This is a genomic window from Actinomycetota bacterium (genome assembly GCA_018334075.1).
GTDB lineage: Bacteria > Actinomycetota > Coriobacteriia > Anaerosomatales > UBA912 > JAGXSC01.
This window is the reverse complement of sequence record JAGXSC010000024.1, coordinates 1-22,324: the sequence shown is the minus strand read 5'-3', so window position 1 is coordinate 22,324 and position 22,324 is coordinate 1. Positions and strand designations below refer to the sequence as shown.

At 57.1% G+C, this 22,324-nt stretch carries 19 protein-coding genes; 17 read left to right on the top strand and 2 right to left on the bottom strand.

Annotated elements, in window-relative coordinates; genetic code table 11:
* From def to glpX, 4 genes are read left to right on the top strand one after another with little or no spacing between them, the layout of a single operon-like run.
* Positions 1 to 489 (top strand): peptide deformylase, encoded by a 489-nt coding sequence (gene def, locus KGZ89_03745; protein MBS3973962.1) that lies wholly within the window; start codon positions 1 to 3, stop codon positions 487 to 489.
* A gap of 23 nt (positions 490 to 512) precedes the next feature.
* Complete coding sequence (fmt, locus tag KGZ89_03740; protein MBS3973961.1) at positions 513 to 1,436, top strand: methionyl-tRNA formyltransferase; 924 nt, start codon at positions 513 to 515, stop codon at positions 1,434 to 1,436.
* Positions 1,388 to 2,809 (top strand): methyltransferase domain-containing protein, encoded by a 1,422-nt coding sequence (locus tag KGZ89_03735; GenBank protein MBS3973960.1) that lies wholly within the window; start codon positions 1,388 to 1,390, stop codon positions 2,807 to 2,809. The genes fmt and KGZ89_03735 overlap by 49 nt, the downstream gene beginning before the upstream one ends.
* A 12-nt stretch (positions 2,810 to 2,821) precedes the next feature.
* The gene (gene glpX / locus KGZ89_03730; GenBank protein MBS3973959.1) at positions 2,822 to 3,787 is read left to right on the top strand and encodes a class II fructose-bisphosphatase; all 966 of its coding nucleotides are present in this window, start codon (positions 2,822 to 2,824) and stop codon (positions 3,785 to 3,787) included.
* 11 nt (positions 3,788 to 3,798) lie between these two features.
* Here glpX and KGZ89_03725 read toward each other — a convergent pair whose 3' ends face one another.
* A complete protein-coding gene (locus KGZ89_03725) occupies positions 3,799 to 4,062 on the bottom strand; it encodes a zinc ribbon domain-containing protein (protein ID MBS3973958.1) in 264 nt (87 codons plus the stop codon).
* Between the two features lie 113 nt (positions 4,063 to 4,175).
* On the opposite strand from KGZ89_03725, the gene KGZ89_03720 reads away from it, so the two are divergent.
* The 5 genes from KGZ89_03720 (at position 4,176) to holA (ending at position 12,156) form a co-directional block, all read left to right on the top strand.
* A complete protein-coding gene (locus KGZ89_03720; GenBank protein ID MBS3973957.1) occupies positions 4,176 to 5,291 on the top strand; it encodes a PASTA domain-containing protein in 1,116 nt (371 codons plus the stop codon).
* 85 nt (positions 5,292 to 5,376) lie between these two features.
* On the top strand, positions 5,377 to 7,908 hold the full coding sequence (gene leuS, locus KGZ89_03715; GenBank protein ID MBS3973956.1) for a leucine--tRNA ligase: 2,532 nt from the start codon (positions 5,377 to 5,379) through the stop codon (positions 7,906 to 7,908).
* A gap of 145 nt (positions 7,909 to 8,053) precedes the next feature.
* A complete protein-coding gene (locus tag KGZ89_03710; protein MBS3973955.1) occupies positions 8,054 to 8,743 on the top strand; it encodes a ComEA family DNA-binding protein in 690 nt (229 codons plus the stop codon).
* Positions 8,744 to 8,792: 49 nt separating this feature from the next.
* Positions 8,793 to 11,078 (top strand): DNA internalization-related competence protein ComEC/Rec2, encoded by a 2,286-nt coding sequence (locus KGZ89_03705; GenBank protein ID MBS3973954.1) that lies wholly within the window; start codon positions 8,793 to 8,795, stop codon positions 11,076 to 11,078.
* An 88-nt stretch (positions 11,079 to 11,166) separates the two neighbouring features.
* Complete coding sequence (gene holA / locus KGZ89_03700) at positions 11,167 to 12,156, top strand: DNA polymerase III subunit delta (protein ID MBS3973953.1); 990 nt, start codon at positions 11,167 to 11,169, stop codon at positions 12,154 to 12,156.
* A 42-nt stretch (positions 12,157 to 12,198) separates the two neighbouring features.
* On the opposite strand, the gene rpsT is transcribed toward holA, so the two are convergent.
* The gene (rpsT, locus tag KGZ89_03695) at positions 12,199 to 12,459 is read right to left on the bottom strand and encodes a 30S ribosomal protein S20 (protein MBS3973952.1); all 261 of its coding nucleotides are present in this window, start codon (positions 12,457 to 12,459) and stop codon (positions 12,199 to 12,201) included.
* 168 nt (positions 12,460 to 12,627) lie between these two features.
* Here rpsT and lepA point away from each other — a divergent pair, with 168 nt between their 5' ends.
* The 8 genes from lepA to KGZ89_03655 all read left to right on the top strand — a co-directional run.
* Positions 12,628 to 14,430 (top strand): translation elongation factor 4, encoded by a 1,803-nt coding sequence (gene lepA, locus KGZ89_03690; protein MBS3973951.1) that lies wholly within the window; start codon positions 12,628 to 12,630, stop codon positions 14,428 to 14,430.
* Positions 14,427 to 15,617 carry a radical SAM family heme chaperone HemW gene (hemW, locus tag KGZ89_03685; GenBank protein ID MBS3973950.1) on the top strand — a complete coding sequence of 397 codons (1,191 nt, stop codon included), beginning with the start codon at positions 14,427 to 14,429 and terminating at the stop codon, positions 15,615 to 15,617. Before lepA ends, hemW begins: the two co-directional genes overlap by 4 nt.
* 118 nt (positions 15,618 to 15,735) lie before the next feature.
* Positions 15,736 to 16,749, top strand: a complete 1,014-nt coding sequence (gene hrcA / locus KGZ89_03680) for a heat-inducible transcription repressor HrcA (GenBank protein ID MBS3973949.1) — start codon at positions 15,736 to 15,738, stop codon at positions 16,747 to 16,749.
* A 16-nt stretch (positions 16,750 to 16,765) separates the two neighbouring features.
* Positions 16,766 to 17,878: a molecular chaperone DnaJ gene (gene dnaJ, locus KGZ89_03675; protein ID MBS3973948.1), complete on the top strand. Its 1,113-nt coding sequence runs from the start codon at positions 16,766 to 16,768 to the stop codon at positions 17,876 to 17,878.
* A gap of 1 nt (position 17,879) precedes the next feature.
* A complete protein-coding gene (locus tag KGZ89_03670; protein MBS3973947.1) occupies positions 17,880 to 18,656 on the top strand; it encodes a 16S rRNA (uracil(1498)-N(3))-methyltransferase in 777 nt (258 codons plus the stop codon).
* Positions 18,653 to 19,936 (top strand): tRNA (N(6)-L-threonylcarbamoyladenosine(37)-C(2))-methylthiotransferase MtaB, encoded by a 1,284-nt coding sequence (gene mtaB, locus KGZ89_03665; GenBank protein ID MBS3973946.1) that lies wholly within the window; start codon positions 18,653 to 18,655, stop codon positions 19,934 to 19,936. Before KGZ89_03670 ends, mtaB begins: the two co-directional genes overlap by 4 nt.
* The gene (locus tag KGZ89_03660) at positions 19,933 to 20,970 is read left to right on the top strand and encodes a PhoH family protein (protein MBS3973945.1); all 1,038 of its coding nucleotides are present in this window, start codon (positions 19,933 to 19,935) and stop codon (positions 20,968 to 20,970) included. The genes mtaB and KGZ89_03660 overlap by 4 nt, the downstream gene beginning before the upstream one ends.
* A 4-nt stretch (positions 20,971 to 20,974) precedes the next feature.
* Positions 20,975 to 22,324, top strand: a 1,350-nt coding sequence (locus KGZ89_03655; protein ID MBS3973944.1) for an HDIG domain-containing protein, incomplete at its 3' end; no start/stop codon positions are given.

Here is a 22,324-nt window from a genome sequence, read left to right as displayed (position 1 = left end):
ATGAACATCGTCAGTTATCCAAGCCCAGCACTGAAAGAAGCGGCGACAGAGGTGGATCCGAAGCGCGATCCCGATCTGAAGCGCTTGATCGCCACCATGGCCAAGGCTATGTATGCCGCTCAGGGCATCGGCTTGGCTGCAACCCAGATCGGTGTCCTCAAAAGGGTCATGGTCTACGATCTTGGTGAGGAACTTGTAGCGTTGTGCAACCCGAGGATTGTGGCCTGCTCCTCGGAAAATGTTGTGGTTGAGGAGGGCTGCCTGTCGGTTCCCGGAGTCGATGTGCCTATCGAGAGGCCGGCCTCGGTGACATGTGAGGCCGAGGACATCTCTGGAAACACCATAAGAATCGAGGCGGACGAGCTGCTAGCCAGAGTGTTGCAGCACGAGATCGATCACCTTGATGGTGTACTGATCCTGGATCGCGCCACACTAGAGGATCGAAAGGCCGCGATCAGAAGGTACAACGAATTGATACAATCCCGATGACGCTGAAAGTGTGAGGGGCTTACATGCGCGTCTTGTTTATGGGCTCACCTGAGTTTGCTGTACCTTCACTTGAGGCGCTTCGCGACCATCACGAGGTTGTCGCGGTTTACACTAGGCCGGATTGCGTCCGTGGCCGCGGCAAGAACCTGGTGTCGACTCCGGTCAAAACCGTTGCGCTTGCACATGGAATTCCGGTAGAGCAGCCACAAACGCTTCGAAGCGAGAGTGCGACGGCGACTTTGCGAAAGTACGCGCCGGATGCTATCTGTGTGGCCGCATACGGACTCATTCTTCCTGCCGAGGTGCTCGAGATTCCGCCGCTGGGCTGCATAAATGTCCACGCCTCGCTGTTGCCCCGGCACCGCGGAGCGGCTCCGGTGCACCGCGCCATCCTTGAAGGTGACGAGATTACCGGCGTTACGATCATGCTGATGGAGGAGGGTCTTGATACCGGCCCGACCGCTGCTGTGCGCTCGACTCGTGTGGCGGACAAGTACCTCGACGAGCTTACCGGCGAGCTTTCTCTTCTCGGCGCTGAGGCCTTGATCGAGACGCTCTCTGAGCTTCGAGCGCAAACGCTAAGCTGGTCGCCGCAGGATGACTCGAAGGCCACATACGCCGGAAAGATCACCGATGATGATGTGAGACTCGAGCCAGGACTCTTTGCCACCGAAGCCCTGCGGCGAATACGGGTTTCCTCGGCAAGTGCGCGCGCCAAAATGATGATCGGGGAGTGTCCTGTCGAGGTCGCTCGTGCGCGTATCGCCGAGGAGAAGATCGGCGCGGGTGAGCTAAAGGCGGTCTCCGGCGGCCTGTTGGCAGGCTTTACCGACGGCGCACTATGGCTCGACAGGGTGAAGGCGGCAGGAAAGGCGCCGGTGGATGGAGGAGCGTTCGCTTGCGGTCGTCGCATCTCGGCCGAGGAAAGATGGTCGTCGGTGTCATGAGCGGTACCTACGCGCGCAAGATAGCACTGAAAGTGGTCGGCAGAGTTAGGCGCGACGGCGCATGGGCCCACGAGGCGCTTGCCTCGGAGCTTAAAGGGAGCACCGCGGAAACGCGGGAAATTGCTCTTGCGACCCGGCTTGCTCTAGGAACTCTCGAGATGGGAGGCGTGCTCGACGAGATTCTCGCCCGTCACCTTAGCGCCCCCGACAGACTCCAGCCGCAATTAATGGATGTGCTTCGGATTGCGACCTATGAGCTGCTCTTCCTCGATACACCCGCGCACGCGGCGGTGCATCAGGCTGTGGAACTGGCAGGGGCGGTGAACCCGCGCGCAAAGGCGCTGGCCAACGCCGTTCTTCGCAAGGTCGCAAAGGACGCGCCAGACTTTCCCTTTGGAGATCCGGAAGTGGAGCTTTCAGCCCGCGCTCGCCTAAGGGGCTTTCCCGGGTGGCTTGCTGATCGTCTGGCTGCAAAGTCAGGCGTTCAATGTGCGATGGATTTCATGGATGCACACGCCTCCTCGGCTCCTGTTTACGTCTCGCACAACCCGTTTCTCGGCGAGGAAGATGCGCTTATCGAGATGGTGCGCGAATCCGGTGCCGATCTGCTCAAGTGTGGCCCTCCCGGGTGTTTCCGCTGTGATCCGCCAGCGCTTGCGCTTGCCTCGACTGCGATTGCGGCTGGTCGCGGAGTGGTAGTCGATATGGCGGCGCAGGCGATTGTGGCGATGGCGCCGATCGAGCCGGGAATGCGAGTCGCCGACATCGGCGCCGGTAGAGGGAGCAAGACCTTGCTGATGCAGGCCAACGCGCTTCGGAAAGGCGGCCTGGCCGAGATCATCGCGGTTGACCTACACGAGTTCAAGGTTGAGGTGCTGCGCAACCGGATGCGTGATCTTGGCGTCCCTAAGGTAACGGCGATACGCGCTGATGCCACCGACTTCGATGAGCTGATCTCGGCGACAGGAGGACCGGTCGACGTCGCCTTCGTCGACGCGCCGTGCAGTGGGGCAGGCACCTTGCGTCGCAATCCCGAAAAGCGTTGGCGGATGAACACCGCCGATATCTCGCGGTTGGCTGCTCTGGGCGCAAAGCTGCTCGACTCTGCCGCCAGACTTGTCCGGCCCGGGGGTTTCGTGGTGTACTCGACGTGTACGGTCTTTTCCGAGGAGAACGACCAGGTCGTGGATGATTTTCTCTCTACGAGCACCGGGGAGGAGTTTGTGAAGGTAGACCTTCTGCTGCCGGCCGAGTGGAGTTTGATCTCCTCGGCGGCACAAGAGGGAGTGTTTGCGACGTGGCCGTCAACTGACGGTCCCGATGGTCATTTTGCGGCGGCGCTCAGGAGAAAGCCGCTGCCGACGGCATTGTAAGGAGGACGAGTTATGCGAAGCACAAGGATCGTTGAGATGCTCGAGGTTACCGAAGCCGCAGCGCTGGCCGCAGGTCGATGGATGGGCAAGGGTGACAAGCACGCTGCCGACAGAGCTGCGGTCGAAGCGATGCGCGCCTCATTTAACGGCCTCGATATCTCCGGCCGGATTGTGATCGGAGAAGGGGAGAGAGACGAGGCTCCGATGCTTTTTATCGGCGAGGAGGTTGGCTCCGGAGGCGAGCGTATCGACATCGCTGTGGATCCCTTGGAGGGCACCAATCTTACCGCAAACGGCCAGCCGAACTCTTTGGCCGTACTCGCCTTTGCGCCGGAAGGTACTCTGCTTCATGCTCCGGATACGTACATGAACAAGATCGCGGTAGGCCCACTAGCCGCTGATGCGGTTCACATCGATGCCACCCCGACAGAAAACGTAATAGCTGTCGCCAAGACGCTAAGTCGCCCTGTCGAAGACATCGTTGTGTGTATTTTGGACAGGCCTCGGCATGCTTCGCTTATCAGCGAGGTAAGGCAGACAGGCGCAAGAATCCGTCTGATCTCCGATGGTGATGTCTTTGGCGCCGTGGCAACCTCGATCGAGGGCACGGGAATACACCTTTATCTGGGAATCGGCGCCGCACCTGAAGGAGTGCTTGCCTGCGCGGCGATGCGCTGCATAGGGGGTTGCTTCATGGGTCGCTTCGCTTTCCGCAGCGAAGAAGAGAGGGCCCGAGCTCTCAAGATGACGCAGTGCGACATCGATGGTGTGCTGACAATGGACTGCCTGGTAGCAACCGACGAGGCAGCGTTTATCGCCACTGGAGTGACGGACGGAGAGATGCTGCGCGGCGTAAAATACTTCGGAGCCGGATCACGCACACACTCCATCGCAATGGACGGCAAGACCGGGACGGTAAGATTTATCGAGACCGTCTACCGTACGGGAGCCGAGAGGTTCTGGGTGCGTATGGACTAACCGGTTGGTTGTCAGCTCGCCGAGGCAGGACACTTCTGGCAGGAGTCTTTGGATCCGGCGCTGTCACACGATCCACCTTCGGGCTTTTCGCTTTGCCGTGGCTTGTAGTCGGTGTTGTGAAAGCCCGAGCCCTTGAACACAACGCCGACCGGGGTAAATATACGCTTGAGGGCGCCTCCGCAGCTGCCGCAAGGTTCCGAATTTTTGGAACCGGCGCTCATCGTCACCTCTGTTATCTCGCCACAGGAGGTGCAACGAAAGTCATACTTTGGCATCTGGTATGCTCCTTATACGATGTTTCGGGTAAACGATTTTGAGTAGTGTGAAAGGTTATACACAAGCCACGTTTTCTGCAAGGCCGATGCCAACATAGCGGGAGAATGTACGCATGATTGACAGAGATCGACCCAAAAGACCACCCTTCGTTCCAAGGGTAGTATATGTTGTAGCGGGGCTGGCGGTGCTTCTCCCGATACTTGTCGCGTCAGCGCTCCTCCTCAATACCAGACTGGCTCTTACCGAGGTGCCGGAGCTGGTAGGGGTTCAGGAGAGCGAGGCCGAGGCCAGGCTCAACTTAGCCGGCTTAGAGATTCTCGTTGTGGACAGGGTGTTCGATCCATCACCCGCAGGGACGGTCCTTGAGCAGGAACCCGCGCCTGGGGCAACGCTCGGCCAGGGTGAAGTTGTGACCCTGCGCGTCTCGGCGGGTATAGAAGAGTTCATTTTGCCGGACGTTATGGGGTACTCGATCCTTGTGGCTAGATCAAGGCTCGAAGGCCGCGGTCTTGTGCTTACCGAGGATAGCGCGGTCTCGGATCAGCCGATGGGAACTGTCGTATCCACGAACCCTTCCCCGGGGGCGACCGTTCGCACTGGAGATATCGTGCGAGTGTTTGTGGCGACAGCACCCGAAGACATTCCTGCGTTGGTTCCTCTCGAGCTCTCCGGCAAGATCGTGGTTTTGGATCCTGCGCCTGTGCGGGCTTTGGTGGCCGAAGGAGAGCAGGATGCGGCGAATGCCGATCCGCCGGTCGACCCGCCGCTTGAAGTGGCAAGAAGGCTGCGCTCCCTGTTTGAGGCGGCTGGCGCACGGGTCATCATCACGCGTTCGGTCACGAGCGAAGATATATCGCTGGCTGCTCGCTCCGCACTGGTAACAGGCACGGTGTCGGCCGTCGTGGGAATCGATGTAGTAAACGATCCGCAGCGGCCCGGAATCGATATTCGGACCGTGAACAGGATATCGGCGCCGCAAACCTACGATCAGGCGCTCAGTTTGACCCGTGCGCTATCCGGTTCATTTGCTCAGGATGAGAAGGCCGCCCGATCAAGTGAGACTGTGGGGGATGCGGTGACAACCGCGCTGCCTGTTCCTGCGGTGCGAATCGCGCTTGGTTCGCAAGCGGTGACAAGTGACGCGGCTTTGCTCGCCGACCCGAGGTGGTCCGACGCTGTTGCCCGTTCAATATATCGCGGCCTGGGCGAGTGGTTGGCTTCTCAATAAGCTTGCTTTCGCTCTCGGCATTTCGATATCGGCATTCCTCGTCTAGAATTCGTAAGGACATTTTCTGGCATTGGAGGCGCATGTGATTCGCGATTTTGAGCCGCAGCAAATAGAGGGCAAGTGGCAGGATGCATGGAGAAGCTCCAATCTATATGCCGTGGGTGAAGATGCCTCCAGGCCAAAGTATTACGTTCTGGAGATGTTTCCATACCCTTCGGGAGACATCCACATGGGGCATGTCAGGAATTACACTATCGGCGATGTGGTGGCCCGCTATCTAAAAATGAAGGGCTACAACGTTTTGCACCCTATGGGCTGGGACGCTTTTGGCTTGCCCGCCGAGAACGCCGCCATCAAAGGGAATACACATCCCGCAACTTGGACGTATACCAATATCGAAAAGCAAAAAAGCAGCTTTGAGCGAATGGGCTTTAGTTATGACTGGAATCGCAGCGTTGTTACTTGCGACGAAGATTATTATCGCTGGGGGCAATGGATCTTCCTGAAAATGTGGGAGCGGGATCTGGTCGAGCGAAGGCTCTCGCCAGTTAACTGGTGCCCCAGTTGCGCAACCGTCTTAGCCAATGAACAGGTAATAGGCGATGGCGAATGCTGGCGCTGTAAGAGCATTGTCATCAAACGGGATCTCGAGCAGTGGTACCTGAAGATAACTCACTATGCTCAAGAGCTGCTCGATGATTTGGAGAGCTTGTCCGGTTGGCCTGAGCGGGTCAAAACGATGCAAGCCAACTGGATCGGACGCTCCGAGGGTGCCGAGGTGGATTTCACAATCTGTGACGCGGCCGGCGAGCCTACCGAAGAAAAGATCACCGTGTTTACCACCAGGCCCGACACTTTGTTCGGTTGCACATTCTTCCTGCTCGCTCCCGAGCACCCGCTCGTCCACGAGTTCGTCCATGGCACTCCATCTGCCGAGGAGGTTATGGCCGTAGTTGAGGCGGCGTCTCGGCAGACCGCTGTAGAGAGATCCTCCGGCGATCGCGAGAAGAGAGGCGCGTTTACCGGCCGCTACGTCATCAATCCGGTCAATGCCGAGAAGGTGCCCGTCTGGGTCGCCGACTATGTGCTGCTCGAGTACGGGACCGGCGCTGTCATGGCTGTTCCCTGTGGCGACCAGCGAGATTTTGAGTTCGCTCGCAAGTACGGACTGCCTATCCCGCCCGTTGTTGTCCATGAGGATGATCCGCTCTACGAACGGCTTCGCGATGCTTATGAGCGAGTAGTGGACGATGTCGACTGGGAGTGTGCGTACGACGGACCCGGGATCATGGTTCAGTCCAAAGAGTTTACAGGCGTTGCGACCTCCAAGGGCGGCCAAGGCGTGATGCGAGTCATTGAGTGGCTTGAGTCTCGTGGCCTCGGCAGGAAATCGGTGAACTTCCGTTTGCGTGATTGGCTCATCAGCCGGCAGCGTTATTGGGGCAATCCCATACCGGCGATACATTGTGATGCGTGCGGTTTGGTTCCGGTTCCCGCCGAAGAGCTTCCTGTCAGGCTGCCGGGGGATGTCGACATCACTCGTGGCCAGACACTCGCTGATCATCCGGGCTTCTATCAGACCACCTGCCCGAAGTGCGGCGCTTCCGCCCGCAGAGAAACTGACACCATGGATACGTTCACCTGCTCATCATGGTATTACCTGCGCTATTGCGATCCGCGAAACGACGATGCCATTTGGGAAAAGAGCAAGGCGAATCACTGGATGCCGGTCGACCAATACATCGGCGGTATCGAGCACGCGATTTTGCACCTGCTCTATTCACGCTTTTTCACGAAAGTCTTTCGTGATATGGGGTTGATCGAATTCTCCGAGCCCTTTACGAACCTCTTGACCCAGGGAATGGTCAAGAAGGACGGCGAGACGATGTCCAAGTCCAAAGGCAACGTTGTGGCGCCTGAGGAGATAATCGAAAAGTACGGCGCGGACACACTGCGTCTCTACATTCTTTTTATGGCCCCGCCCGACAAGGATCTTGAGTGGTCATACGAGGGTCTGGAGGGGACCTATCGTTGGCTCGGCCGGGTCTGGCGTTTTGTTAGCACGCTTCAGGGTACCTCTGGATCGACCAGCCTCGACGGCATCCCTCAGGATGTGGCCGGGCAGGCCCTGTACAGAAAAACCCACGAGGTCATAAAGAAGGTGACCGACGATCTGGCGCGATTCCAGCTCAACACCGCGATAGCCGCAATGATGGAGCTAACCAACGCGGCCTACGAGTATACAAACGCTACTTTGCCCCATGAGCGTGATGTCAGTCTTCAGCGCAAGGTCGCTTGTGATCTGACTCGGCTTCTGGCACCCTTTGCCCCGCACATCGCCGAGGAGTTGTGGCAAGAGGTGCTTGGCGAGAGCGACTCGGTACACCTCACTCAGTGGCCTGTATTTGATGCCGCTGCGGTGATTCCCGATGAGATCGAGATGGTAGTCCAGGTCAACGGCAAGGTCCGTGGCAGGATTGTGGTCGCAATCGACACAGCCGAGCCTTCAATTGTGGAGGCTGCGCTAGATGCCGTCTCGGAGTGGACAAAAGATGCCGAGATTCGCAAGGTCGTCGTTGTTCCCAGCAAGCTTGTCAGTGTGGTTGTCGCAAGCTAGAGCCGCATGAAGATAACTTTGGTTTAAGGCTCGGATAGAGACTAGTTTGACGGATATGCTTTTCTGGTATCTGGCCAAGTAAAGCATCCAGGTCCCCTCCGCTGATGCGTTCACGTCAACGGAGGTGAAAAAAGTGTCTTCTTCCATCGGCAAATCAAGGTTCGATGAGCTGATCGTGCGAGCGGGTTTGGGAGGCGCTCGAAGAAGCGTTGTCATCACAGTCGCACTTCTTTGTGTGGTTATTGCCGCGCTTGCGCTGTACAGATGGTGGCCGCAGGCAGCCGGGCAGGATCAAATGGGTTTTTCGATATCGCAAACCCATGAAGTGGCATCCGACTCGAAGGAGGCCGGCTCCGATCGCCCATCACTGCATTCCACGCCATCTGCCGAGGAGACGCTGGTTATACACGTTGCCGGCGCAGTTATGCGCCCCGGGGTTGTTTATCTGCCGTCGGGCAGCAGGGTTCAGGGTGCGATCAACGCCGCGGGGGGTTTTCTCGGTAGTGCGGCGCAAGACGCCTTGAATCTTGCGCGAGTCATTACTGACGGCGAGCAGATATATGTCCCCACCTCCGATGAGGTGAAATCCGGAGACCTGGCAGGGCAAGTTGGAGTTCCTCAGGCACAGCAGCCGGCAAACGCTCTTGTTGACCTGAATTCGGCTGACGCGGAGCTGCTTGATACCTTGCCCGGAGTTGGTCCCGCGACTGCGCAACGAATCATCGCCGACAGGGAGAAAAACGGACCCTTTTCTGCGCCAGAGGATTTAAAACGGGTGTCTGGCATCGGGGAGAAAAAATTCGAGGCGTTGGCCGACTTGGTAACAGTCAACTGATTTGATCAACGAGGCATCCATAGCTCATCTTTGGGTCGAGAAGGGTGCCATGCGGCCAACTTTACCACCGGTCATGTGGACGGCACTTTCACTGTGGCTCGGTGTAGTTGCGGCAGAGTCACTCGCATGGGCACGCTGGCTCGATGATTTGCAGAAGACGCATCTGCTCGCGCTTGGGGCAGTTGGAATATTAGTGATGGTGTTGCTGGTGGCAAGAAGGCGCGCAACACACGCTCTCTGGCCGATTGCTATCTGCGGATTTATGGCCGGATTGCTTTGCGGCTGTCTTTATTGGAGCAGCATCAGGGCTACAACGCTTGCCCATGAACCGGGTACAAGCATTCACGAGTCCGGGCTGGTAACAGAGGATCCGGTTCTGACCGAGCGAGGCGCGCTTGTGCGGTTGCGGTTGACGGGTCCTGACCGAAGGGCCACGAACGTTGGCGCGTTTTGGCCAAAGGATCTCGCCATACCGCGTGCGGGGCAGCTGGTTGTTGTGCGCGGCTCTGTGGGCGAGAGAGCTACCAGTGAGTTTGTCGCTAGGCGCGCGCACAGGAGAGGGGAGGCATTCAGCCTGAAGGTCATCGACGCAAAGATGGGTCCGTTCTCGGCAACACCAGTTGGCATGGCCGCCTCGGCACGCCAGCGTCTCTCTGAAAGGTTGCGAAGTATCCCGGGAGATGGCTCGATTCTTCTCGAAGGCATGCTTATCGGCGAGATGTCCCGCCTAAGGGGCAGTGCAGTCGAGGAAGATTTCAGGATATGCGGACTGTCGCATCTGATAGCGGTATCCGGCGGACACCTGGTGATAGTCGCATACCTTCTGGGAGCCACCCTTATTGTACTGAAAGTGCCGAGGAAAATACGGGTTTTGATCGTGGTGATCGCTTGCGGCGGCTATGTCGCGCTTAGTGGCGCGCAGGTCTCGGCGGTACGATCGCTGATCATGGGGGCGATTGCCGCGCTTGCGGCGCTGGCCCAGCGGCGAGAAGATTGCCTTGGTGCGCTGGCAGTCGCCATAATGCTTCAGCTCACGATATGGCCAACGTTGGCGTTTTCGATAGGTTTGCTCTTGTCCGTGGCCGCTGTCGCCGGGCTGGCGATATTTGGCTCCTTGGCTAGCGAGTGGGTAGAGCAAGCGATGCCAAAGAGGGCCGCATTTCTCGCCCCTGTTCTTTCCGCGACTATAGTTGCGCAGGCCGCGACCTCTCCGATAAGTGTCTCTGTGTTCAACATGCTCTCGGTGATCGGTCCGATAGCCAACATTCTTGCTCTTCCGCTAGTCAGCGTTAGTCTTGCTCTGGGGATGCCGGCCGCATTTGTGTATCTATTCTGGCCGCGGGCGGGAACATTTCTTCTTGAGCTATCTACGGTCGCCGCCTCTGCTTCGGCAGAACTTGCCTCCTGGCTGTCCCGTCTTCCTTACGCTGCCATTCCTCTGGCGGGGTCGGGGATAACCTTAGCCGGGTTCACGGTTGCATCAGGGATTGCTATTTGGGTGATATGGCCGCGTCCCGTCAAAAGATCGCGGGCCGTGTTTGTAGGCGTCATTGCAGTCGTAGTGGTCACAAGTATCGCTCTTGGACCTGTCAGCCCGGGACGCTGCACAGCCATCGCGCTTGATGTTGGTCAGGGAGACGCGATATTGCTAAAAAGCGGTCAGGCAAAGGTTCTGATCGATACGGGAGCGTATCCCCATGTGCTTAGAGAAGCGATCGCGCGACACGGGGTACGCAGGCTCGATAGCGTACTTATCACTCACGATCACCATGATCACACCGGTGGACTCGAAGGGATAGCCGGTGTTGTCAGAATTGACTCGCTCATGATTCCTGATACCGCAAACAAGGATGACTTCGCAGAGGTTAGAGGTATCGCAAAAAGGCTGGGTATAGGTGTACTGGAGGTTTCAAAAGGCGACACTTTCCGAGCAGGAAAGATTGAAGGGGATGTGCTGTGGCCGCCTGTGGATTGGAGGGGGGATGACATTAACGATTCAAGTCTGATAGTCCGCATCGACAACTCCAGGCACTCAATGCTGTTGACCGGCGATGCAGAGACAGGGCCTCTCGGCAGACTGCTTCGTGAGGGCTATCTTGAGCCGGTATGTGTGTTGAAGGTGCCGCATCACGGCAGTGCAGATGGCTTGAGCGAGGAGATTCTCGCCGCCCTCAACCCACGTGCATCGGTGATAAGCGTGGCTCACGACAACGACTACGGGCACCCCGCGGACTCGACGCTGGGACTGCTGCAGAAGGCAGGTTCGAGAGTGTTTCGTACCGATCGCGATGCTGAGATTCGCATCTGCCTCGATAGTGGCAGGGTTGAGCATTGAGTGTGGCAAACCTTGTGCGACAATGGCAGTCGCTTACTGTTCGCTGATTGTGATTGAAACTAAGGCGCACGTTTAGGAGAGATGTCTAATGCCCTCTGGGCTTGCGGATCTAAAACCAGTCTATCTGATCTACGGAGACCAGGAGTTTTTGCTGCAAAGCGCGGTAAATAGACTCCGGAAACGCGTTATTGACTCCGGTGGTTTCGAGTTCGATATCGACGTATTTGATGGCGAGAACGCCTCGATCGAAGCAGTGCTTTCCTCGGCGAACATGTTGCCTTTGATGGCCGAGCGTCGCCTGGTTATCGTCAAACGCGCTGACAAGTTTTCCACCTCAGAGCTTGGGCTGCTCGCTGATTACTGCGGCGCCCCAAATCCTGCCGCTACAGTGGTCCTCGTTTGCAACAAGATCGCCAAAAACCTGCGAATCTACAAGGCGGTAGACGCACTCGGAGGCATAGCCGAATATAAGTCGCCATCGAAGAAGGACTTTCCGCGCACGATCGTTCAGCTGTTTGCCGAGCGCGGCAAGAAGATCGGCATCGATGCCGCTGAGTCCTTTGTCCGCGCCGTGGGATATGACTTGCGGCATGTCGATACCGAAATCAACAAGGTAGTAGCTTTCTTGGGAGACAAGCAGACTCTATCGCGGGAGGATATCGAAGAAGTCATGCTGGAGACTGCGCCTGTCTCGGTGTTCGACTTTCTTGATGCCGTTGGAGCCAGGGATATCAATCAGGCACTTGTATTGTTCTCCAGGCAAATGCAGGCGGGGGAATCAATCCATGGAATTCATGCTATGACCATGAGGCATCTGCGAAACCTGATCGCAGTGCGCGCCATGCTGCAAAGACCCGACGTTCCACGAACCGCAGATGCGATCGCACGGGCGCTAGGCGCGGGCATGCAATCATGGCAGGCTCGCAATCTTATCAAGCAGGCCGAGAGATTCACCTCGGAGGAATTGGTCAACGGTTTGCGTCAGGCAGCTTCGCTTGAGGCTGAAATGAAAACGAGCCGCACTCCGCGGCTCGCATTTGAAGTCTGGTTGATCTCGGTCTGCCAACGCAAACGTTGATTCAACCGATTCGTCATCGGGCAGATAAGAGCGAAAAGGGTCCTATCCCTTGGGGACTCGCTTCGCGAGACCGGACTTCCTGTTCGCTGCCTGGTTCTTGTGGATTATACCCTTGCTTACGGCACGGTCGAGCAGCCGGTTAGCATGGTTTGCAGCAGATGAGGCGGCTGAGTTATCGCCTGCTGCGATCGATGCATCCACTTTTTTGATAGCGGTCTTTACTTCGGACTTTACAGCCTTGTTGCGCTGGTGGGCTTTCTCGTTAGTGAGAATCCGCTTCTTCTGACTCTTGATGTTTGCCACTTATAAAATCCTTCCGGTGCTCTGTCATCGTAGTTGTTCGCTGGGCTATAAGTGCCAAGCCGAACCCGGAAATACTATCATAGGTTCACTCTGTTCGCCAGCTCGATATTGCTGGCTTCGATGAAGATAATGTCACTTATCGGCAGGACCCTGCTACAATCGTGCGTTATGAGCGAACACAAGCATATCAGGAACTTCTCCATCATCGCCCATATCGATCATGGGAAATCCACACTTGCGGATCGGATCCTCGAGCTTACGCATACCGTTTCGGACCGTGAAATGATGGAGCAGGTTCTAGACTCGATGGATATCGAGCGTGAGCGTGGAATCACGATCAAGGCCCAAGCGGTTCGTGTTCTCTATCAAGCACTCGACGGCCAGGAGTACCAGCTGAATCTCATCGACACCCCCGGGCACGTTGATTTTACCTACGAGGTGTCCCGGTCATTGCAGGCATGCGAGGGCGTATTGTTAGTTGTCGATGCGGCGCAAGGAGTCGAAGCCCAAACCGTCGCCAACGCGATGATGGCGATGAACGCAAATCTCGAAATCATCCCGGTGATCAACAAGATCGATCTACCGGCGGCGGATCCCGAGAGGGTTCGCCATGAGATCGAGGAGGGACTCGCTATTCCTGCCGATGAGGCGGTGTTGACCAGCGGCAAGACCGGTGATGGAGTCCAGGATGCACTCGAGGCTGTGATTGAGAGGATCCCTCACCCTAAAGGTGATAAGCAAGCGCCACTCTCGGCCTTGATATTCGACTCCTACTTCGATACCTATCGAGGTGTCGTGGCGCTGGTCAGGATATTTGATGGCTCGATTCGAAAGGGCATGAAGGTTCGCTTGATGGCGACAGGGGCGGTCACCGAAATCGAGGAGGTCGGCGTTAGAAGACCTGCCAATCAGCCTGTCGACTCCCTTACGGTAGGAGAGGTGGGCTATCTGGTCCTCGGGCTGAAGTCTCCCGCTCAAGTCAAGGTAGGAGATACCGTCACCCTTGCCAAGAATGGAGTCGAGACCCCACTGCCTGGCTATCGGGAGGTCAAGCCCATGGTCTATACCGGGCTCTTCCCGATGGACGGAGATCAATACCCAGCCTTGAGGGACGCTCTCGACAGGCTCAAGCTCAACGATCCAGCCCTGGTGTTTGAGCCGGAGAACAGTCATGCCTTGGGATTCGGGTTTCGCGTTGGTTTTCTCGGCTTGCTTCATATGGAGGTCATCAAGGAGCGTCTCGAAAGGGAGTTCGATCTCGATCTGCTCGCAACCGCGCCTAGCGTTGCTTATCGGGTCACCACGACCGATGGAGAAACCCGCGAGATACACTCTCCGCAGGAGATGCCCGACCCGGGCCGGATCGAGCGAGTCGAGGAGCCGTATCTGAAAGTGCAGGTCATCGTTCCCCCGGATTTCGTGGGCGCGGTCATGGAGCTTGCCGAGAGCCGCAGGGCGGTCTTCAAAGATATGCAGTACCTCTCTAAAACGACCGTCGACATGCACTACGAGATGCCGTTGGCCGAACTCATAATGGACTTTTTCGACCAACTGAAAAGCCGCACCAAAGGGTACGCGTCCCTGGATTACGAGGTTTTTGGGTACCAGGCCAGCAATCTGGTCAAGCTCGATATCCTGCTTGCCGGCAAGCCCGTGGATGCGCTTTCTTTTATCATTCACAAAGACAAAGCCTATGCGCGCGGAAAGATACTTACCGAAAAATTGCTAGAGATCATTCCTCGCCAGATGTTTGAGGTGCCGATCCAGGCGGCGATCGGCGGTCGCATACTGGCCAGGGAGACAGTCCGCGCGAAACGCAAGGATGTGCTTGCCAAATGTTATGGCGGTGACATCACCCGCAAGCGTAAGCTGCTGGAGAAGCAGAAAAAAGGCAAGAAGCGTATGAAAAACGTTGGGAATGTCGAGGTGCCACAGGAGGCCTTTATGGCTATCTTGAAGGTCGAGGAGTGAGTTTGTTCGACCCTGTCGCAATGGTGACCGGTCCTGTTATGCCCGCGCACATCTACGTGCACGTTCCGTTTTGCCGCGCGAAATGTTCTTACTGCGACTTCGCGTCGATCGCAGATGCAGATGCGCTCACGATCGATTCCGTTCGCAAGGGGATCGAAAGCGAGGTCACCCGGTGGGCTTCAGCGGCACTGCCGGGGGTCGTCGAGACCGTGTATATCGGCGGTGGCACTCCTACCATCCTCTCCCAGCGTCTGGTCGAGCTCGCCCGGCACATCCTTGAGATGTTTCCCCACACACCCGATGTGGAAGTCACCATAGAGGCCAATCCCGATTCGCTGAGCCGCCCATTGCTAGAAGAGCTCGCCCAGGCCGGTGTCACGCGAATCAGTCTCGGTGTGCAATCATTCGACGCTACCGAGTTGGGTTTGCTCGGAAGAAGTCATTCGCCGGAGTGCGTGGTGGAGTTGGCGAAGGTGATATGCGAGCTTGGCCTGGATCTTTCGCTCGATCTGATCTGCGCGATTCCTGGGCAGTCGAAGGAGAGTTGGCTATCCACATTGAATAGGGCTGCCAGCACTCGAGCTGGCCATATCTCGGTCTATCCGTTGTCGATCGAGCCGGGAACGCCGCTTGAGGTGGCGTGTTCTGTGGGACTCGTCGAGCCGCCCAATCAGGATATCGCCGCCGAACACATGATACTTGCCGAAGAGGAGCTTTCGAAGCATGGGCTTTATCGCTATGAGGTCGCAAACTACTCAATCCCCGGAAAGGAGTCCAGGCACAATATGGCGTATTGGAGCGCCAGGTCGTACCTGGGCATCGGCCCGGCGGCTCATAGCATGCTCGATGCGCCGACCGCAGCCTCAGTCGGGCTGGTAGACGGTGCTGACGCAGATGCGGCGAGAGTTCGTTTCGGGCAGCCAAGTAATGTCAACCAGTGGCTTATCGGTACGCCGGCAACGATCGAGTTGCTCAATGCTAAAGAGGCCCATCGCGAAGATATCATGTTAGGGATGAGGTTGACCCGGGGGGTACCTGTGGCGTTCTTCGATGAGAAGGAGCTACGGCTGGTGCTCGACGGCCTGCTAAGGGACGGCCTTGTCGAGTGCGTGAGCCAGCAGGTTCGCGCTACCCGTACCGGGTGGTTGCTCGGTAATGAGATTTATTCGAGGATATGGGTGGATTAAAATTCATTGCCGAGTCGATGTTGGAGTTGGTCAGGGGTTGGCTTGAAGATTGCTGGCGACTTTAGGCTGGCACTCGCTATAATCAAGTGCTAAACGATAGCTCTTTGGTGGAGTGGATATGTTACCGGTTCGAAGATATCAAATACTAAAAGCCTTGGTGCAGGAGTACATAGCCACCGGTCAACCTGTGGGATCTAAGCATCTAGTGGATCGCTACGGTCTGACCTGCAGCTCCGCAACGGTAAGAAACGAGCTCGCGGCGCTGGAGGAAAGTGGGCATGTATACCAGCCACATGTGAGCAGCGGGAGGATTCCTACTGACTTCGGGTACAGGGAGTTCGTCGACTGTATTCTCGAGGAAGACTTTCCGATATCGCACTACACCCCCTATAACGAGCTTTGCGATCGCTATCTACCGCACATGACGGAGGTCGATAACCTCGTTATGCGCACCTCGGCCTTGCTCTCCAACCTTACTCACTATGTGGCCATTGTGCTTGCCCCGATGATCAACTTTGCCCAGGTATGCAAGATCGATCTGCTGCAGATGGGCCCGCGCCGCGCGTTGGTGGTCCTGATTACGAACTCGGGACAGGTGGTCAGTTGTCATCTGGATGTGCGCGAAGATGTCTCAGCCGATCATATCGGCGAGGTGAAACGGTTTTTGAACGAGGCGCTTGTCAACAAGCGCGCCTATGAGGTGCGAGCGCTTTGCGGGGAGCTGAAACTCGGATTGCCGCCCTTCTCACTCGCGGTTCAGGTTCTCGATGAGCTGGTGGCTTGCCTGGACGAGGCGGATCGCGACCGGGTACATCACATGGGCGTTGGAGAGCTCGCGGCGCTCCCGGATTTTGCCGAGACTGCCCAGCTGCGTCCGCTGCTGAACTTGCTTGAAGACGGGTTAGCCATGCTCGATACGCTTTCCGAGGTGGCTGAAGCCAGGCGCATGGTTGTTCGCATCGGAAGCGAAAACACGCGCCAGGAGCTTGGCGGAATGAGCCTGGTCATGATGAACTATGCGTCTTCTTGTTCAGATGGTGTTGTTGGTGTCATTGGGCCGACGAGAATGGACTATCAGCGCTCGATAGCAGCTGTAAGACTCGCGGCACAAGGGCTTTCGGAGATGACGTGAAAGGAAGTACGAGTCAGTGACGACTGGAACCAAAGACTATTACGAGCTGCTCGGCGTTGCGCGTGACGCTACAGATGCGGAGATCAAGAAGGCTTTCAGGAGAAAAGCTCGCGAGACACATCCGGACGTATGCGTTGATCCGGACGCCGAGGAGCGCTTCAAGGCGATCAATGAGGCGTACGATGTTCTCTCTGATGCGCAGAAGCGTGCGCTCTATGACCAGTACGGAACGGTCGACCCCCGCGGAGTCGGGGGAAGCGCTGACTTCGGAGATATTTTTGCGGGATTTGGGATGGAAGACCTTTTCAGCGCATTTTTTGGAGGGTTTTCCGGAGGCACGCGTGTGCGATTTGAGGGGCGCGATATCGCGGTATCCTTGAGCTTGACGCTGGAAGAGGCCGCCTCCGGAGTCACGAAGCAGGTAGTTCTCAGCAGGCTCGTTCCCTGTGAGGAGTGCTCGGCGACGGGAAGCTCCAGCGGCGGCGGAGTGAAAAGGTGCGCCCAGTGCAATGGCTCAGGCCAAACACAAAGCTACCGCCAGACCTTCCTTGGGACTCTCACTACCGCGACTGCGTGCGCGACTTGCTCGGCAACTGGCGTGTTCGTCGAGGATCCGTGCTCGGAGTGTTCGGGTCAGGGGCGTGTTCCAGACAGGGAGCATGTCGATATCGAGATTCCGGCAGGAATCGATGACGGAATGCAGATCAGAATGCGCGGCCGAGGTGAGGCGGGAATTCGCGGCGCGGCCGCCGGAGACCTGTTGGTAAACGTCCAGGTGACCCCACACGAGTTCATTCATCGGCAGGGAGACGATCTTCACTGCAGTGCGGTGATCTCGATTGCACAGGCCGCCTTGGGCGCCGATATAACAGTATGCGGAATCCCTGAGGAGAACACCGTTAGCGTGCCGCCCGGTTCCCAGCATGGCGATACCGTCAGGTTGCGTGGCCGAGGAATGCCCCGCCTGCGCGGCGGTGGCCGCGGTGACCTGATTGTGCACGTGGCTGTTGAGGTTCCCCGCAAGCTCACCAAAAAACAGCGTGAACTCATGACCGAGCTGGGCGTGTCGTTTGGTGATCCGGAGCGGCAATCGACGCTGCAGAAGTTGCACAAGTGGATTACCGGCTGAAATGAGCGTACCGCGTTTCTTTACCCGTGATTATTTCGGGCAGCTTTGCATCGGAGATTCCGTCGAGGTCCAGCTTGCCGAGACAGACGCACATCACGCTGCACGCGTGTTGCGCTTGTCGGCGGATGATATGGCCGAAGCGGTGGATCCAGACGGGAAAGTCCTGCTTATTCGGCTCAGCGCAGCTCCCGTAAACTCGCTTTGCGGTTTTGCTGTCCAGATAGCAGAACCCAGGTTGTGGCCGAGAGTCGCTCTGTTTCAAGGTATGGCTAAGGGGGACAAAACCGACCTTGTGGTGGAAAAAGCCGTCGAGATCGGGGTGAGTGTTTTGGTCCCGGTGCTATTTAGCAGATCGGTGGTGACGCTGGACTCGCAGCGGCGTTTTGCGCGTGGGGAGAGACTTCGGCGTGTCGCGCTCGCTGCCGCCAAGCAATCAAAACGCAACTTCGTTCCGCAGGTGCACGATCCGGTGGATTTCACTTCAGCCCTTGCGCTGCTCGCCGAATATAACGCGGTGCTGCTTGCCCGCGAAGGGGTCGACGCGCTTCCTGGAGCGGGGGACGCTCTGGCTTCGACTGGCCCGCAGTCGCCTTCAAATGTCGCCGTGGTCGTCGGCCCGGAGGGCGGATTTGCCCGCGAGGAAGTGGAGGCGCTAGCCGGCATTGGGGCTGTAGAGTTCACCCTCGGGGATATGGTGCTCAGGACCGAGACGGCAGGTATCGTTTCTGTATCGCTGGTTTTGTACTCTCTCGGCGCCTTGGGCGGGCGCTCCAAATGAGCAGCCGCGCGCCTGATTCAGGCGGTGTATACATAAAGACGCTCGGTTGCAAGGTCAATCAGACCGAGTCTACGGCGATTCGCTCGCAGCTGGCCGGTCTTGGCGTCAAGCTGACCGATGAGTCGGAAGCGGGGGTGATTATCCTCGATACATGCACCGTGACCGCCGAGGCCGACCGTAAGGCGCGCAAGTATCTGCGGCGCGCACACGGCATGAGCGCATCTCCTGCTGTTGTGGTTACCGGCTGCATGGCTGTGCTCGACGACGGCCGGCTATCTAATCTTGGCGACAGGGTCGAAGTGCTCGCCGACAAGACAAAGGTCGCCGAAAGAGTCATCGAGATTCTCGCTGAGCGAGGGCACGACCTCGGCGAGCCCGTTGGCAACCTTGCACTCCCGCGGACTCGCGCAATGCTGAAGGTTCAGGATGGCTGTGATGCGGGCTGCGCTTACTGCATTGTGCCTTTCGCGAGGGGAGCGCCTCGCTCGTCGCCGCTTGCAGAAATTATAGCCTCCGCCGAGAAACTCGTGGCCCTCGGAGCACCAGAGATCGTGCTTACCGGGATCAACCTCGGAAGGTACAGCGACTCTGGCGCTGATATCGCGACTCTGGTTCGCGAGGTATCGCGCACCGGCGTAGCGCGAGTGCGTCTTTCGAGCATCGAGCCGGTCGACATTACCGAACGACTATTAGAGGTGATGGCATCCACGCCATCGGTCTGCCGCCAACTGCACGTGCCGTTGCAGTCGGGCTCGGATCGCGTACTCGCCGCGATGGGTAGAAGCTATACGACCGCCGAGTACCGCCGTCTTGTCGATCTTGCGCGAGGAGCGATTTCGGGATTGGCGGTGACAACCGACTTGATTTGCGGGTTTCCAACCGAGACAGAGGGCGAGGCCAGGGAGACGATCGAGTATTGCATGGAGATCGGGTTTTCAGGGATGCATGTTTTCAGGTTCTCTCCTCGGCACGAAACGACCGCCGCGAAGATGGCTGGCCGAGTTGATCCGAGAGTCATAAGTGAACGAGCGGGCAGGGTTCGCCGATTGGCAGAGGAGTTGCACTCACACTTTCTTGCCGCCAAGATTGGATCGGTTGAGGAAGTGCTTGTGGAGAGCGCTGTGAACGACTCGGCTTACGAGGGGACGACTTCCGATTACGCCAAAGTTCGCTTTGATGATGGCGTGGATGTCGGCTCGGGGGATCTTGTGTCAGTAAAGATTGAAGCGCTTGTCTCTGGCGTGCTAAAGGGAGCCGATGTTGCTAAGATTAGTAGATGATCGATGTGCAAACACAAAAGATTGCAAGCAGACCCATCGAAATCACGGAAGGTGAATCTTTGGTTGAGCCTACGCAGATATCGATAGTTGTTCCTCCGGAGCTGCATATGCTCGATCTTCTCGGCGAAGGAGATGATTTGCTTCGGCTGATAGAGGACAGTTTCGAGTCGGATGTCAGTGTCAGAGGCAATCAGATCAACGTGTCGGGCAGCGCCGTGGAGACCCAAGCGATCTCGATATTGCTAACCGAGCTGATCGGCCTTATTGAAGGTGGCGAGCGCTTGACCAGGGATACGGTCGAGCGGGTAATCAATATGGTACGCGAGGGTAAATGCCACCCTTCGACTGTGCTCTCCGATGTTGTGCTGACTCACAAGGGCAAGTCGATTCGGCCCAAGACGATCGGCCAGAAGCTCTATGTGGACGCTATCCGATCCAACACTATTACTTTCGGAATTGGTCCGGCCGGAACCGGCAAGACATATCTGGCGATGGCAATGGCTGTCGACTCGCTGAGAAGACGTGAGGTTGGAAGGATCATCCTGACCCGGCCGGCGGTCGAAGCGGGCGAATCTTTAGGGTATCTGCCCGGGACGCTTTTCGAGAAGGTCGATCCTTACCTCAGGCCGCTTTATGATGCCCTTTTTGACATGATGGACTCGGACAAATCCCAGCAACTCATGGATAAAGGAATTATCGAGGTCGCTCCGCTGGCATTTATGCGCGGCCGAACATTGAACGACAGTTTCATAATCCTGGATGAGGCGCAGAACACTACCCCCGAGCAGATGAAGATGGTTCTCACTAGGTTGGGCTTTGGCTCCAAGATGGTTGTTACCGGCGACGTGACACAGGTTGATCTGCCGAAAGGCGCCTCGGGACTAAAGCGTGTTGTAGAGATTCTCGGCAGTGTGGATGATGTTAAATTTGTTACGCTGGATGCTCGCGATGTGATCAGGCATCGCCTGGTGCAGCGAATCGTCAGTGCTTATCATGTATACGAGGAGGCTCAGGCCAACCGCCAAAATGGCTAGCCTGATGGACAGATTTTTAGATCAGGTATCAATTCGCGGTGTTGTGGCGCGTCTCGGGCTAAAACGCCTTGGGGTGGGAGCGCTTTTGATAGCGATGTCACTTCCGCCGCTGATTGTACGCGTGCATCCCGTCCAGTTCATGCAGGAATTTTCACTTGAGATGGCGCTTCGGTATCTGCCGCTGGCCGTCCTCTTTTGTTTGTCGGTGTTGGCGGGAGCCGCCTTTATCTGGCGCTACGAGCGCAAGACATGGGGCTCGATCCGCGACCTGCTCATCGTGTCTACTCTGATCATCGGGATGCTTTGGACAACCAGGGCCGTAATGTGGCTGCATCCCGACACGCCACTTTACCTTTTGCCGATTCCACTGGGCGCGCTACTTGCAACGTGGTTGCTCTCATCCAATTTAGGACTTCTTGTAGCCGTTGTGACTTCACTCAATGCGACGCTTATGGGTGTATCTACCGACGTAGGCGCCGTCGGGGTGTTGATCTGGGCGATCACTGGCGCTGTTGCGGCATCGATGATTTCTGAGCGCCGAGCGACTCTCAGCGTTGGTGCGCTTCTCGTTTTATCCGGAGCGATAGTTGCGTTTGCGGCAACATTGGGCTTGCAACAGCCACTCTCGGCAGCTCTCGATAGTGCTCGATGGGGCGCTGTAGGCGGTTTTCTTTCGGCAATTCTCGGTTATGGACTGTTACCATTTTTCGAGAACGTTTTTCGTGTGACAACGGATGTTCGCTTACTTGAGCTGACAAGCTCCTCCCATCCATTGCTGCGAAGATTGATGCAGGAGGCGCCGGGTACGTACAGCCACTCCATCATCACAGGTAACCTTGCCGAGGCAGGCGCGGAAGCCACCGGCGCCAGGGCTTTGCTCGCCCGCGCGGGAGCTTACTACCATGATGTCGGGAAGTTGAGGCGGCCTGGTTTTTTCGCCGAGAACCAAGGGGGAGAAGGCAACCCACACGATTCGAGGCTGCCGTCACTTTCCGCCCTTATCATCACCGCTCATGTTCGTGAGGGGGTTGAGCTGGCCAGGGAGCATTCTTTACCCCAAGAGGTCATCGACATCATTCGCCAGCATCACGGGACTTCACTCGTAAGCTACTTCTACTCGAAGGCCGCCGAGGGGAATACTCCGGTGTATGAAGCTGATTTCCGCTACGACGGAGATGCGCCTCACTCCAGGGAGGCCGCACTGGTGATGCTTGCGGATTGCGCTGAAGCTTCGGTCAGGGCGCTCAGGAAGCCTACGGCGATCAGGGTTGAGAACGCCGTGAGAAGGGTGATCGAGAATAAGGTTGCAGATGGGCAGCTGACTAACTCAACACTTACGCTGGCAGACATTGAG